At 76.5% G+C, this 13,336-nt stretch carries 15 protein-coding genes; 8 read left to right on the forward strand and 7 right to left on the reverse strand.

The window, feature by feature from the left end:
• Nucleotide 1: 1 nt before the first annotated feature.
• A complete protein-coding gene (locus BM414_RS15130) occupies nt 2–379 on the forward strand; it encodes a hypothetical protein (RefSeq protein WP_093580484.1) in 378 nt (125 codons plus the stop codon).
• A 10-nt stretch (nt 380–389) separates the two neighbouring features.
• On the opposite strand, the gene BM414_RS15135 is transcribed toward BM414_RS15130, so the two are convergent.
• The gene (locus tag BM414_RS15135) at nt 390–1,427 is read right to left on the reverse strand and encodes an ornithine cyclodeaminase (protein ID WP_093580486.1); all 1,038 of its coding nucleotides are present in this window, start codon (nt 1,425–1,427) and stop codon (nt 390–392) included.
• A gap of 103 nt (nt 1,428–1,530) precedes the next feature.
• Between BM414_RS15135 and BM414_RS15140 the strand changes: the two genes are divergently transcribed.
• Nucleotides 1,531–1,962 carry an Lrp/AsnC family transcriptional regulator gene (locus BM414_RS15140; protein WP_093580488.1) on the forward strand — a complete coding sequence of 144 codons (432 nt, stop codon included), beginning with the start codon at nt 1,531–1,533 and terminating at the stop codon, nt 1,960–1,962.
• 4 nt (nt 1,963–1,966) lie between these two features.
• Here the strand turns inward: BM414_RS15140 and BM414_RS15145 are convergent, their stop codons facing one another.
• The 3 genes from BM414_RS15145 to BM414_RS15155 all read right to left on the reverse strand — a co-directional run bounded on the left by BM414_RS15145 (nt 1,967) and on the right by BM414_RS15155 (nt 5,801).
• Nucleotides 1,967–3,121, reverse strand: coding sequence for an MFS transporter (locus BM414_RS15145; RefSeq protein WP_093580490.1), 1,155 nt, complete (start codon nt 3,119–3,121; stop codon nt 1,967–1,969).
• Nucleotides 3,122–3,207: 86 nt separating this feature from the next.
• Nucleotides 3,208–3,849, reverse strand: a complete 642-nt coding sequence (locus tag BM414_RS15150; RefSeq protein WP_245784753.1) for a response regulator transcription factor — start codon at nt 3,847–3,849, stop codon at nt 3,208–3,210.
• Complete coding sequence (locus BM414_RS15155) at nt 3,846–5,801, reverse strand: sensor histidine kinase (RefSeq protein WP_093580492.1); 1,956 nt, start codon at nt 5,799–5,801, stop codon at nt 3,846–3,848. Before BM414_RS15155 ends, BM414_RS15150 begins: the two co-directional genes overlap by 4 nt.
• Nucleotides 5,802–5,969: 168 nt before the next feature.
• On the opposite strand from BM414_RS15155, the gene BM414_RS15160 reads away from it, so the two are divergent.
• The 4 genes from BM414_RS15160 (at nt 5,970) to BM414_RS15175 (ending at nt 8,258) form a co-directional block, all read left to right on the forward strand.
• Nucleotides 5,970–6,455: a hypothetical protein gene (locus BM414_RS15160; protein ID WP_093580494.1), complete on the forward strand. Its 486-nt coding sequence runs from the start codon at nt 5,970–5,972 to the stop codon at nt 6,453–6,455.
• A 26-nt stretch (nt 6,456–6,481) separates the two neighbouring features.
• Nucleotides 6,482–6,961, forward strand: a complete 480-nt coding sequence (locus BM414_RS15165) for an allene oxide cyclase barrel-like domain-containing protein (RefSeq protein ID WP_093580496.1) — start codon at nt 6,482–6,484, stop codon at nt 6,959–6,961.
• A 72-nt stretch (nt 6,962–7,033) separates the two neighbouring features.
• Nucleotides 7,034–7,573 (forward strand): DUF488 domain-containing protein, encoded by a 540-nt coding sequence (locus tag BM414_RS15170; protein WP_093580498.1) that lies wholly within the window; start codon nt 7,034–7,036, stop codon nt 7,571–7,573.
• A gap of 106 nt (nt 7,574–7,679) precedes the next feature.
• Complete coding sequence (locus tag BM414_RS15175) at nt 7,680–8,258, forward strand: hypothetical protein (RefSeq protein ID WP_139245866.1); 579 nt, start codon at nt 7,680–7,682, stop codon at nt 8,256–8,258.
• A 16-nt stretch (nt 8,259–8,274) separates the two neighbouring features.
• On the opposite strand, the gene pruA is transcribed toward BM414_RS15175, so the two are convergent.
• The gene (gene pruA / locus BM414_RS15180; protein ID WP_093580502.1) at nt 8,275–9,900 is read right to left on the reverse strand and encodes an L-glutamate gamma-semialdehyde dehydrogenase; all 1,626 of its coding nucleotides are present in this window, start codon (nt 9,898–9,900) and stop codon (nt 8,275–8,277) included.
• A 51-nt stretch (nt 9,901–9,951) separates the two neighbouring features.
• The gene (locus tag BM414_RS15185) at nt 9,952–10,881 is read right to left on the reverse strand and encodes a proline dehydrogenase family protein (protein ID WP_217644735.1); all 930 of its coding nucleotides are present in this window, start codon (nt 10,879–10,881) and stop codon (nt 9,952–9,954) included.
• A 105-nt stretch (nt 10,882–10,986) separates the two neighbouring features.
• Between BM414_RS15185 and BM414_RS15190 the strand changes: the two genes are divergently transcribed.
• On the forward strand, nt 10,987–12,105 hold the full coding sequence (locus BM414_RS15190; RefSeq protein WP_245784754.1) for a PucR family transcriptional regulator: 1,119 nt from the start codon (nt 10,987–10,989) through the stop codon (nt 12,103–12,105).
• A gap of 3 nt (nt 12,106–12,108) precedes the next feature.
• On the opposite strand, the gene BM414_RS15195 is transcribed toward BM414_RS15190, so the two are convergent.
• Entirely contained in the window at nt 12,109–12,588 is a 480-nt protein-coding gene (locus BM414_RS15195) for a DUF2867 domain-containing protein (RefSeq protein ID WP_093580504.1), read from the reverse strand.
• A gap of 86 nt (nt 12,589–12,674) precedes the next feature.
• Between BM414_RS15195 and BM414_RS15200 the strand changes: the two genes are divergently transcribed.
• Entirely contained in the window at nt 12,675–13,283 is a 609-nt protein-coding gene (locus BM414_RS15200) for a TetR/AcrR family transcriptional regulator (RefSeq protein WP_093580506.1), read from the forward strand.
• Nucleotides 13,284–13,336: the final 53 nt, after the last annotated feature.

Raw genomic sequence — 13,336 nt, forward strand, 5'->3', positions numbered from 1 at the left:
GGTGACCCCCGCCGACCCGGCCTCCGCCGACGCGACCTCCCCCGACCCCACCGCCCTCGGCCGCGACCGCGCCGACCAGCTCCTGGCCCGGCTCGAGGCCGGCGACGGCCCCGGTGCCGAGGCCGTCCTCGCCGGCGTCGACGAGGTGCGCGACCTCGTCTACGTCGGTGCCGCACTCACCTCGCGGGCACGCAGCGAGTCGCGCGCGCTGCCGCCGGCCCAGCGGGCGCAGGCCAACACCCGGCAGACGAACCTGGGCGCCGTCCGCGACGCCGCCCGCAACGACCCCGCCGCGCTGCGCGTCTGGCTGCGCCGCTCGGCCGAGGAGCTGCTCCTGCTGCGCTCGCTGCAGGCGGTCGCCGACCGCATCCCCGGCTGAGCCGGACCGGTCAGGACGGGATCGGCGACAGCGCGGAGACCATGCCGAAGAGGTCCTTGGGGTCGTCGGGCTCGGCCACGAGGTCGATGTCGTCGACCCACGACGTGCCGCGCACCGAGTCGCGCACGTAGCGCAGCGCGGAGAGGTCCTCGATCGCGAAGCCGACCGAGTCGAAGACGGTGACCTGCGACGACGAGGTGCGGCCGGGCGTGCGGCCGGCGACGACCTGCCAGAGCTCGGTGACCGGGAAGTCCGCGGGCATCGCCTGGATCTCGCCCTCGATGCGGGTCTGCGGCGGGAACTCGACGAAGACCTCGACGTCCTCGCGCAGCAGGATCGTGGGGTCGAGCTCGGTCTTGCCCGGGCAGTCCCCGCCGATCGCGTTGACGTGCACCCCCGGCTCGATCCAGTCGGCCGACAGCACGGTCGCGCGGGCCTTGTCGGCCGTGCACGTGGTGACGACGTCGGCGCCGCGCACCGCCTCGCGGCCGGACGCGGCCACGTGCACGTCGAAGCCCAGCGGCTCGAGGTTGCGGACCAGCTTGGTCATGGCCGCCGGGTCGGTGTCCCAGACCGACACCTCGCTGATGCCCAGGACCGCCCGCATGCCCAGCGCCTGGAACTCCGACTGGCTGCCGGCACCGATGAGGGCCAGGCGCCGGGAGTCCGGCCGGGCGAGGTGGCGGGCGACCATCGCCGAGGTCGCCGCCGTGCGCAGCGCGGTCAGCAGCGTCATCTCGGCGAGGAAGACCGGATAGCCGTTGGAGACGTCGGCCAGCGCACCGAAGGCGCTCACCGTCTGGAAGCCGCGGGCCGGGTTGCTGGGGTGCCCGTTGACGTACTTGAAGGCGTAGGTCTCGCCGTCGCTGGTGGGCATCAGCTCGATGACGCCGAACGGGGTGTGGCTGCCGATGCGCGCGATCTTGTCGAAGGACTCCCACCGCCGGAAGTCGTCCTCGATGTACCCGGACATCCCGGCGATGATCCGCTCCGGCCCGGTCTCGGCGGTCCAGCGGACCATGTTGCGCACGTCGACGAACAGCGTCATGGGGAAACGCTAGTGATGGGCGATCTGCACACACAATGAGCGAAAAGCGCGCGTTGTGTGCAGGGACCGACCAGATTGCAGTGATCAGCTGTACCGTTCGTACATGGCTGACCTCAGCGACCTGGACCGCCGGCTGCTCTCGGCACTGCGCGAGGACGGCCGCGCCCCGGTGGCCGGGCTGGCCCGCCGGCTGGGGGTCACGCGGGCCACCGTGACCAGCCACCTCGACCGGCTCGTGGCCGAGGACGTCATCGTCGGGTTCACCGCGCGGGTGCGGGACGAGTCCGCGGCCGGCGGCGTGCGGGCGGTCTCGTTGATCGAGGTCGAGGGCCGGTCCACCGACGACGTCATCCGCCGGCTGCGCGGCTTCCCGGAGATCGAGTCGATGCACTCCACCAACGGCGCCTGGGACCTCGTCGCCGAGCACCGCACGACCGACCTCGTGGAGTTCGACCGGCTGCTCAACCGGATCCGGTCCGTGCCCGGGGTGATCAACAGCCAGACGAGCCTGCTGCTGACCTCGGTGCTGCGCTGAGCGCTCAGGCCGGCCGGGTCGCCGCCCGCGCCAGCGGCAGCCCGACGAGCAGGAGGCCCGCCACGAGCACGTAGGTCCACGGCAGGCCGACGCCGGCCGCGACCAGCCCGAGGGCGAGCGCGCCGATCGCGGTGCCGGTGTCGAACGAGGCGTTCCACATCGCGCTGGCCGCCGTCGACCCGCCCTCCCCGGCGCGGGCGAAGGCGGTGACCAGCGTCAGGTTCTGCACCGCCCCGTAACCGGCGCCGAACACGGCCGCGCCGGCCAGCACGACGGCGTCGGCGGTGCCGAGCCCCAGCGCGACGGCGGCCAGCCCGACCGCCCCCACGGCCAGCGCGGCCGGCAGCAGCCGCCGGGTGCCGAGCCGGTCGGCCAGCAGCCCGGCCCGCCAGCGGGTGAGCGCGCCGGTGACGCCGAACAGGAGCAGCGCGGCCGTCGCGAGGACGCCGTCGGGGCGCTCGATCGGCAGGAAGGTCATGACGCCGCCGCCGGCGAGGGTGACCAGCAGCAGGACCCCCGACGGTGCCAGCGCGGCGCGCACCGCCTCGCGGGAGGACCCGCCGGCCGCCCCCTCCCAGTGCACGGTGCGCGCCAGCTGCGGCACCAGGGGCACGGCGAGCACCGGCGCGGCGGACAGCCACGCGAGCCACCCGGCGTGCCCGTCGAGCACCAGGGCCACGCCGGCGGGCACGGCGAGCAGGTTGGGGACGGCGATGGCCAGCCCGTAGAGGCCGATCGACTCCCCGCGGCGCTCCGGCGGCGCCACCTGCGCGGCGAGCACCGCACCGAGCACGGTCAGCACCGCGAACCCGGCGCCGCGCACGGCCGAGACCCCCGACAGCCACAGCACGCCGTCGCCGAGGACGTACAGCGGGGACGGCGCCCCGAGGGCGAGCAGGCCGGCGGCGAGGACCGGGCCCAGGCCGAACCGCGCGGTCAGCGCGGGGACGACCGACTGGCCGGCCACGGTGACCAGCAGGAAGACGGCGGTGATGACGCCCGCGGTGTCGGCCGACGCGCCGTTCGCGACCGCGTACGCCGGGAGCGAGGCCAGCGTCAGGCAGTAGCCGACGAAGCCCAGCCCCGTCGCGCCCACCAGCGAGCGCATCGCCGGCAGCCGCCACAGCGAGTCCCGCGGCGTCGTCGTCCCCCTGGTCACACCGCTCCCCTCCGCGGGCGTCGTCGCCCGGCCGTCCAGCATGGCCGCCGCGCCGCCGGGGAGCGGAGGCGGGTGGGGCCCGGGAGTCAGGGCCGGCCGATGCCCGCGTCGCGGGCGCGGGCGACCGCGGCGGCCCGGTCGGGCACCTGCAGCTTGGTCAGGACGGCGGAGACGTGGTTGCGGACCGTCTTGTCCGAGAGCGCGAGCCGGCGGGCGATCTGTCCGGTGGGCAGGCCGGCGGCGAGCAGTTCGAGCACCTCCCGCTCCCGGCCGGTCAGCTCGGGGAAGGCCGGCGCCCGGGGAGCCGGCCGCGTCAGCGCGTCCACGACCCTCCGGGCCACCGCCCCGCCGTAGACGGCGTCGCCGCCGGCGATCGCGAGCACGGCCCGGACGATCTCCTCGTGGTCGGCGCCCTTGAGCAGGTAGCCGCGCGCACCGGCGCGGAGTGCGCCGAAGAGGGAGACGTCGTCCTCGTGCATGGTGAGCACCAGGACCCCCAGCCCCGGCCGGCGGCGGGTCAGCTCGTCGATGGCGGCGATCCCCGGCAGCTGCGGCATCGACAGGTCGGTGAGGACGACGTCCGGCGCGGTCCGGGCGACGAGGGCGAGCAGCTCGGCGCCGTTCTCCGCCTCCCCCACGACCTCGACCTCCGGCGAGGCGTCGAGCACCGACCGCAGGCCGTACCGGTACATCGGGTGGTCGTCGGCGATGACCACGCGGACGGTCACCCGTCGGCCTCCAGCGGCAGGCCGGCGACGACGCGGGTGCCCCCGGGGCCGCTGGTCACGGTGAGCTCGCCGCCCACCGCCCGGGCGCGCGTCCGCATCGAGGCCAGCCCGACGCCGGCGGGACGGGGGTCGGCGTCCACCGCGGGGAAGCCGGCGCCGTCGTCGACGACCGCCACCTCGAGCCGGCCGTCCCGTGCGCGCAGGCCCACCTCGGCGCAGCGGGCACCGGAGTGCCGGGCGACGTTGGTCAGCGCCTCCTGGGCGATCCGGTAGGCCGCCGTCTCGACGTCGGGCGGCAGGGGCGGCAGCGGCTCGGCGGTGACCCGCACGGGCACCGACGGGGCCAGCGCCTTGGCGTGCCGCTGCACCGCGGCCACGAACCCCACGTCGTCCAGCGGGGCCGGCCGCAGCCCGTCGAGGATCCGGCGGACCTCACCGACCGCGCCGTCGACCTCCTCCCGCACCCGCGCCAGCAGCGCTCCCGTCGCCGGGTCGGCCCCTGTCCCGAGCCGGGCCTGCACCGCCTGCACGCCCAGCCCGATGCCGGCCAGCGACGGCCCCAGCCCGTCGTGCAGGTCGCGCCGGATGCGGTCCCGTTCGACGTGCGTGGCGGTGAGGACGTGGTCGCGCTCGCCCTCCAGGGTCCGGGTCAGCTCCAGTGCCCGGACGACGGCGGCGACCTGCGGCGCCAGCACCCCGAGCAGCCGCCGGTCCCCCGCCGTGAAGGGCTCGCCGGGGGCGCGCTCGGCCACGTACAGTTCCCCGAGGTACCGGCCGCCGACCCGCAGCGGAACGGCGGCTCCCCCGCCCGAGGGCTCGCTTCCCGGCGGCTCGATGCGGGCGGCCGGTGCGCGCAGCGCCGCCGCGACCGTCCCGAGGACGGCGGGCAGCAGGTCGGCCTCGTCCGCGGAGGCCACGCGGTCCCCGAGCTCGGTCACCGCCGTGACCGGGTCGCGGCGCCGTCCGTAGACCAGGCGGTCGGCCGCCGCCTGCAGGCGGGACCGGGCCGGGCCGAGGGCCGTCGCCAGCAGCGCCGCCGTCACGGCGCCGGTCACCGGCGACAGCGTCCGGCCGAGCGCGGCCGCGGCGACCGCCGCGACGAGCAGGTACGACCCGACGACGGCGGCGGTCAGCACCGCGTACACCAGCGCCCGGCTGACCACGATGCCCAGCAGCCGGTAGCGCACGACCCCGACGAGGACGGCGCCCGGGACCATCAGCGCCAGGGGGACGACCACCCAGTCCTGGACCGAGTCCTCGAGCAGGAACACTCCCACCATGAGCGGCAGCACGACGCACAGCAGCCAGGCCAGCTGCTGGCGCTCCGGCGACCGGGCGCGGACCAGCCGCACACCCGTGGCGGTCCAGATGGTCAGGGCCCCGGAGAGGGTGACGACACCGGCGGCGACGAGGACAGCCGTCCACCCGGGACCCGAGAGGTCCACCGGCGCGGGTCCCGGGGCGATGTCGTCGTACGCCTCCTGGGTCAGGCCGGACACGACCGTGACGACGGCGACGCCCCCGGACACCGCGGCGACCGGCCACCGCCACCAGCGCGCCGGCAGCCGGCCGGTCGGGTAGAGCGCCACCAGCACCGTGCCCGGCAGGACGAGGGACGCGATGTAGACCATCGCCGTCGCCTGGCCGACCTCCGCGGCCAGCGGCCAGGACGGGTCGGCGACGCCCACCCCGTACGCGCCGTAGGCGTTGCCGCCGACGCTGAGCGCCTGCAGCAGGCCGGTGAGGACCAGCAGCCAGCCGATCGCGTTGCGCGGGCGGAGGTGGACCAGCACGGCGCCGGTGCCCGCGTAGACGACGGCGTAGACGCCGCCGATCGTCGAGGCCGCCGAGCCGGGGACGCGGCCGGTGGCCCACGCCGCCAGACCCGCCGCCGCCACGCACGACAGCGTCGCCACGACGGCGGCACCGGTCGTCAGGGAGCGCCTGCCCACCGCGTCAGTGTGGCGCCGGCGGCGTCCCGGGTGGGGACTCCGGCGTCCCGGTGACCCGGGAGGACCTCCCGGGTCACCGGGTCCCGCGGCCCATCCGGCAGGTCGCCGGGGACGGCCACGGTCGTCCCGTCCGGCCGCCACGGCCGGCCCGACCGAGGAGGACCCGCCATGACCACCACGTCGAGGACATCCGCTCCCGCCACCCGCCCGACCCGCGCCCCGGACGCCCCGACCCTCGCCGGGGCGGGGATCGCGCTGGCCTGCACGCTCGTCGGCCAGTACGTCGCGACGCCGTGGGAGTCGGATCCGGGCGAGTGGGGCGTGGACTTCGACGGCAACGGCGGCTGGGCCGCCCTCGGACTGCTCGTCGCCTTCATCGCGGTGGGGGTCGTCGTCGTCGGGTTCGTGGCCGCCCACGCCCGTGCCGCCGCACCCGGGTGCACCGCCGCGCGGGCGCTGGTCCTCGCCGTGCTCGGCGCCGTGACGATCCTCGTCTTCTGGACGGGGCTGCCCGCCGTCCTCGCCGGCGGGGCCACGGGGCTCGCCCTCGACGCCCGGCGCCGGCTCGGGCGGGTCCCCGCGCCCGCCGCCGCGGCCCTCGTCGTCGCCGTCCTCACCGTCGCCGCCGCCGTGTGGCTCGCCCTCGCCGGCTGATCCCCCGTCCCCGGAAGGAGTTCCCCGTGTCCCGCACCCGCCGTACCGCCCTCGCCGCCGCCGTCCTGCTCGCCGGCGCCGGCACCGCCCTAGCCGTGGTCCCGACCGCGGCCGCCGATCCCACGCTGCACCTGACGAGCGTCGCCGTCCCCGACCGCAACACCGACCTCGACCTCGGCACCCCCGGGCCCAGCACGGGCGACACCCAGGTCTTCGCCGACGACCTCCGGCGCGACGGCCGGACGGTCGGCACGAGCACCGGCAGCTGCACCGTCGCCGCCCTGTCGGAGAGCCGACTGGTCGTCGCCTGCACGGCCACGCTGGCCCTGCCGAGCGGCCAGATCACCACCCAGGGCGTCGCCGACGAGGACCCCGCTGCGGGACCCACCGGCGTCACCTGGGCGGTCACCGGCGGGACCGGCCGCTACGCCGGAGCCGGCGGGGAGGTGGTCGGCACCTTCCGCCCCGACAGCGACGTCGTGGACCTCGAGGTCCGGCTGCGCTGACCTGCGCCCGCGCCGGGACCGCCCGCACCCCGCGGGCGGTCCCGGTGCCGCGTGCCGGGTAGGAGGTGCCCCGTGCTGCTCACCGTGGGCCACGGCCCCGAGGACCGCACCGCGCTGGCCGCCCGACTGCGCGGTGCCGCGGTGGAGCTGGTGGTCGACGTCCGCCGCTTCCCGGGCAGCCGCGCCAACCCCGACGTCCGGCGCGAGGCGCTCGCCGACTGGCTGCCGGACGCCGGCGTCGGCTACCGGTGGGAGGAGCGGCTCGGCGGGCGCCGGCGCCTGCCCCCGGGCGAGCCGGTGGCCGACGGCTGGTGGACCGTCGTGCAGTTCGCCGCCTACGCCGCGCACACCCGCACCGCGGAGTTCGCGGCCGCGCTCGACGAGGTGGTCGGCGACGCCGCGTCTGCCACGCTCGCCGTCATGTGCAGCGAGAGCGTGTGGTGGCGCTGCCACCGGCGGATCGTCGCCGACGTCGCAGTCCTCGCGCGGGGCGTCCCGGTCGACCACCTGATGCCCGACGGCCGGCGCGCCCCGCACCGCCCGTCGGAGGGCGCCGTCCTGGCCGACGACGGCCTGGTGCACTGGCCGGCGTCGGGCAGTGTGGGGCCATGACGGTGCACGTGGCCGCGATGGAGCCGCCGAGCGTCACCTCCCCCGGGGTGACGTCCGCCCCGGCGGCGCACGGGGCCCTGGGCGCCGCGCTGCACCGGGACCGCCGGTGACCCAGCTCCCGCCGTTGAGACCCGTACACCTCCTGGTGCTGCACGGGCTCGGCCGGACGCCGGCCCGTGACCTGCTGCGGGCCACCGTCCGGCAGCTGGTCGACGACGGCGTCCTGACCCTGGCCGAGGAGCACGCGCCCGGTGCCGGCCGGCCGCGTCTGGTGCTGCGCAGGGGGCCCCGCTGGGAGCCCTACGGGCGGGCCGAGCCGGTCGCCCAGGCGATCGCGCGGATGCCGGCCGAGGTCGCCGGAGACGTCGACGGCTGGGAACTCGGACGGGTCGCTCGACGCCTGGCGCGGAAGCGGCGGCTGGTCACCGAGGTGCGGATCGGCGCCCTCAGCGTGCCCTTCGGCCACCGGCTCGTCGTCCCGTCCTTCAACCGGTGGCTCTCCCAGTTCCGCCCACGGCACCGGCGCACGTGGGCGGGCGAGGAGGTCCTCCGGCGGCGGCACGACCGGTCCGGCGGTGCTCCCGACGCCGTCGTGGGCGGTGGCGCGGGCATCCACCCGGCCTTCGACGCCACGTTCGACTCCGGCTTCGGCGGTGGCGGGAACGGCGGTGGCCGCGGGGACTGACCGCGGCCGGGGCGACTCACCCCATGTGCGGGTAGCGGTGGTCGGTCGGCGGGTCGAACGTCTCCTTGATCGAGCGGGTCGACGTCCAGCGCTGCAGGTTCTGCGCCGCGCCGGCCTTGTCGTTGGTGCCCGAGGCGCGCCCGCCGCCGAAGGGCTGCTGGCCGACCACGGCGCCGGTGGGCTTGTCGTTGACGTAGAAGTTGCCCGCCGCGAACCGCAGGAAGCGCTGCGCGTGCGCGATGGCCGCACGGTCCTGGGCGATGACCGCGCCGGTCAGCGCGTACGGCGCCGACGACTCCATCTGGGTGAGCACCGTGTCGTAGTCGGCGTCGTCGTAGACGTGCACCGCCAGCACCGGCCCGAAGTACTCGGTGGTGAACACCTCGTGCTCGGGGTCGGTGCCCTCGATGACCGTCGGGCGCACGAAGAAGCCCTCGGAGTCGTCGGCCCGGCCGCCGGCGACGATCGACAGCGCCGGGTCGTCGTCCACCCGGTCGATCACGCCGGAGAGCTTGGAGAAGGACTTCCGGTCGATCACCGCGCCCATGAAGTTCGAGAAGTCGGTGACGTCGCCCATCGTCAGCGACTCGGTGACGCCGACCAGGTCGTCGCGCAGCCGTGTCCACAGCGACCGGGGCACGTAGGCGCGCGAGGCCGCCGAGCACTTCTGGCCCTGGTACTCGAAGGCGCCGCGGACCAGCGCGGTGCGCAGCACGTCGACGTCGGCCGAGGGGTGGGCGACGACGAAGTCCTTGCCGCCGGTCTCGCCGACGATCCGCGGGTAGCCGCGGTAGGAGGAGATGTTCTCCCCCACCGTGCGCCACAGGTGCTGGAACACCGCCGTCGACCCGGTGAAGTGGATGCCGGCGAGGTCGCGGTCGGCCAGCGCGACGTCGGAGACGGCGATGCCGTCGCCGGTCACCATGTTGACCACGCCCGGGGGCAGCCCGGCCTCCTCGAGCAGCCGCATGAGGAAGTGCGCGGCGAACTGCTGGGTGGGCGCGGGCTTCCAGACGACGGTGTTGCCCATGAGCGCCGGCGCGGTGGGCAGGTTGCCGGCGATCGCGGTGAAGTTGAACGGCGTGACGGCGTAGACGAAGCCCTCGAGCGGGCGGTGGTCGCTGCGGTTCCACACGCCCGGCGAGGAGACCGGCTGGGCGGAGACGATCTCGCGGGCGAAGTGCACGTTCCAGCGCCAGAAGTCGACGAGCTCGCAGGCGCTGTCGATCTCGGCCTGGTGGGCGGTCTTGGACTGGCCCAGCATGGTGGCGGCGTTGAGCGTCTGCCGCCACGGCCCGGCCAGCAGCTCGGCCGCGCGCAGGAACACCGCGGCACGGTCGTCGAAGGACAGGTCCTGCCACGCCGGCGCGGCGGCCTTGGCGGCGGCCACGGCCTCCTCGGCGTCGGCGTGCGTGGCGTTCGCGGCGGTCCCGAGGACGGCGGCGTGCCGGTGCGGCTGGACGACGTCGAACCGCTCGCCGCCGGCCATGCGCTGCTTGTCGCCGATGGTCACGGTCAGCTCGAGCGGGTCGGCGGCCAGCTCGGTGAGCCGCTGCTGCAGGGCCGCGCGCTCCGGCGAACCGGGTGCGTAGGTGAACACCGGCTCGTTGCGCGGCGGGGGGACGGTGGTGACGGCGTCCATGGGGGTCCTCCAGGGAGAGGCGGCAGAAACGGCCGTTTCCGCCGGTGGGGGTCAGCGGGAGACGAGGGCGCGGAGGAAGAAGCGGAGGTTGGCCGGCCGCTCGGCCAGCCGGCGGACGAAGTAGCCGTACCAGTCGGCGCCGTAGGGCACGTAGGCCCGCACGCGGGTGCCGGCGGCGGCCAGCCGGCGCTGCTCGTCGACGCGGATGCCGTGCAGCATCTGCACCTCCCACGAGTCGGCGGCGCGCCCGTACTCGGCGGCCAGCCGCTGGGCCAGCGCCAGCATCGCCGGGTCGTGGCTGCCCACCATGGGGTAACCGGGCCCGCGCATGAGGACGCCGAGGCAGCGGGCGTAGGCGGCGTCGACGTCGGAACGGCCCTGGTGGGCCACCGACGGCGGCTCGTCGTAGGCGCCCTTGACCAGCCGCACCCGCGAGCCGGGCGTGGCGAGCGCGGCGGCGTCGTCCTCGGTGCGGCGCAGCGCGGACTGCAGCACCGCGCCGGTCTGCGGGTGCTCGCGGCGCAGCTCGGCGAGGACGGCGAGGGTGGCGTCGACGGTCGAGGAGTCCTCCATGTCGAGGGTGACCGTGGTGCCGATCCGCGCGGCGCACTCGACCACCGGCCGGACCAGCTCCAGCGACAGGTCCTCCCCGCCCGGCAGCGCCTGCCCGAAGGCGGACAGCTTGACCGACACCTCGGCGCGCGGGCCGAGGTCCATCGGCTCCAGCGCCTCGAGCAGGGCCAGGTAGGCGTCCCGGGAGGCGCGCGCCTCGCCGGGGTCGGTGACGTCCTCGCCGAGGTGGTCGAGGGTGACCGCGATCCCCTCGCCGGTCAGCCGCCCGACGACGGCCAGCGCCTCGGGCAGCGTCTCGCCGGCCACGAACCGCTGGACCACCCGCCGGGTGACCGGGGTGGCCATGGCCGCGCGCCGCAGCGCGGGGCGGCGGGAGGCCCCCAGCAGCAGGGTCTTCGTGGAGAGCACGCAGCCCACCTCCGTCGTCGTCGCTGTCCCAGACGCTAGGAGGGTGCGACCCGGGTCACCAGAGACGGACGTACGGACTACCCGGACCTGCCCTCATACAGTCGTATGGTGCGCGACGACCTGCAGGACGTGGTGGACGAGGTCGCCCGGCTGCTCGGGGCCCCGGCCACCCTCGAGGACGTCGACTTCACCCTCCTCGCCTTCGCCGCCCACCCGCTCGACGACGGCGAGACCGCGATGGACGCCGTCCGCACCCGCTCCATCCTCGGCCGCGGCTCCACCCCGGCCACCCGCCGCTGGTTCGAGGACCTCGGCATCGCCCGGGCCGAGCACCCGGTGCGCACCCCTGCCGATCCGGCCGCCGGCATCCTCACCCGCCTGCTCCTGCCGGTGCGGTCCGGCGGCCGCACCCTCGGCTACCTCTGGCTGCTCGACGGCGGCCGCACCGACCCCGACGAGGACGCCGACCCGGCGCTCGCCGCGGCGGTCGCCCTGGCCGCCCGCGCGGGGCGGCTGCTGGCCGGCCGGGACGACGACGGCGAGGTCGGGAACGCCCTGCCCGCGGCGCTCACCGGGACCGGGGCCGCGCACGAGCGGGCGGTGCGCACCCTGGCCGCCCGGCTCGGCGAGGACACCCCGCTGGCGCTCGTGGCGCTGCGCCCACCGGCGGGCGACCTGCCCGGGGGGTGGGCTCCCCCGCCGTCGGCCGCGGTGCTGCGCGGCGACGACGGGCACCCCGCCGTCGCCGTCCTGGTGCGGCTGTCGCGCGCCGGCGACCTGCGCCCGGCCGCGACCACCGCGTCGGCGGCGCTCGCCCGGCTGCGGGGCGCCTCCGCCGGGGTGTCCGAGCCGGCCGACGGCCCCGCCGGCCTCGCCGCCCGCTGGGCACAGGCGCACACCGCGGCCCGGGTCGCGGCCGTGGCGCCGGGGCTCGCGCCGGTGGCCCGGTGGTCCGAGCTCGGCGGCTGGCGGGTCGCGGCGGCGCTGGCGGCACCCGACCCGGCGGTGGCGCCGCTGCTCGCCGACCCGGTCATGGCCGCCACCGCCGAGGCCTACCTGGACGCGGCCGGCAGCGTGGCCCGGACGTCGGCGGTCCTGTCGGTCCACCGCCAGACGCTGTACTACCGGCTGGGCCGGATCACCGCCCTGACCGGCCTGGACCTCGCCGACGGCGACACCCGGCTCCTCGTGCACGCCTCGCTGCGCCGGGCGCGGCTGCCCTGAGCCTCAGCCGCGGGTGCGGAGCCTGCGGTCGGCGTCGCCGAGCACCGTGGGCACCAGACGGCGGTGGACGGCGGACAGCGGCGGCCACACGAGCCGGCCCCACCACCGGTCGTACTGCAGGCAGGTGGTCAGCGACACCCGGCGTCCGGCGGTCTGGACGACGAGGTTGCCGCGCAGGGACCGGGAGGCCGCCTCCAGGCGGATCCAGTCCCCGCCCCGCCCTCCGACCCGCCAACCCGCCACGGTGTCCGGCGAGGGGACCGGAGCGAGACGGAGCCCGAGCAGGCCGCGCCAGATGAACCGCTCCACGGCGCTGGGGACGTCGCCGAACATCGCCCGGGCCCACTGCTCGGGGGTCGTGTCCACGTCCGCGACCATCGTGCACCGGTCGGCGTAGTCGATGTCGGGCAGGGAGGACAGCGCCCGTGCGGACGCGGTCACCCCGCGCAGGACCCCCGTGGTGCTGAGAACCGTCGTGCTCATCGCCGTGTCTCCCTCGCCTCGTATACGGTCCCGTACAGACGAGGTTAGCGGATGTGTACGCTGGCGTATACAGGCGAGGAGGACCGGTGGGCGCGATCCGCACGACGCGTGAGAGGTGGATCGAGCAGGGGCTGCAGGCGCTCGCCGCCGGGGGTCCCGACGCCGTCCGCGTCGAGGCGCTGGCCAAGGACCTCGGCGTCACCAAGGGTGGCTTCTACGGGTCGTTCGCCGACCGCAACGCGCTCCTCGAGGCCATGTTGGACACCTGGGAGCGGGAGGCCACCGACGACGTGCTCGACCGCATCGAGCGCGAGGGGGGCGACCCGCGGACGCGGATCGAGCGGGCGGGCACGCTCACCTTCTCCGACGACCGCCTGCTGCCCATCGACCTCGCGGTCCGGGACTGGGCCCGGCGCGACGAGGCGGTCGCCGAGCGCCTCCGCCGGGTGGACGACCGGCGCATGGGGTTGCTCCGCGAGATGATCGGCACCTTCTGCACCGACCCCGACGAGGTCGAGGCCCGCAGCCTGCTCGCCTTCTGCGTGGCGATCGGCGAGCACTTCCTCGCCGCCGACCACGGCGACCGCACCCGGGCGCAGGTCCTCGCCCGCGCCGCCGACCTGCTGCTCGACCGTCCGCCGAGGACCCCGCCCCCGCCTCCCGGGGACGGACCGGGCGCACCCTCCACCTCCTGACCCGAGGCCGGCTGCGTCCGCCCGCCGGCGAGGGTGACCGAGACTGTTGCGTA

Origin of the sequence: Geodermatophilus amargosae (assembly GCF_900116515.1) — a bacterium.
Lineage (GTDB): Bacteria > Actinomycetota > Actinomycetes > Mycobacteriales > Geodermatophilaceae > Geodermatophilus > Geodermatophilus amargosae.

Coding starts and splice junctions, on each gene's coding strand:
- BM414_RS15135 (WP_093580486.1), bottom strand. CDS start 1,427: ATGACGCTGTTCGTCGACGTGCGCAACATGGTCCGCTGGACCGCCGAG.
- BM414_RS15190 (WP_245784754.1), top strand. CDS start 10,987: ATGGTGCGCGACGACCTGCAGGACGTGGTGGACGAGGTCGCCCGGCTG.
- pruA (WP_093580502.1), bottom strand. CDS start 9,900: ATGGACGCCGTCACCACCGTCCCCCCGCCGCGCAACGAGCCGGTGTTC.
- BM414_RS15140 (WP_093580488.1), top strand. CDS start 1,531: ATGGCTGACCTCAGCGACCTGGACCGCCGGCTGCTCTCGGCACTGCGC.
- BM414_RS15195 (WP_093580504.1), bottom strand. CDS start 12,588: ATGAGCACGACGGTTCTCAGCACCACGGGGGTCCTGCGCGGGGTGACC.
- BM414_RS15160 (WP_093580494.1), top strand. CDS start 5,970: ATGACCACCACGTCGAGGACATCCGCTCCCGCCACCCGCCCGACCCGC.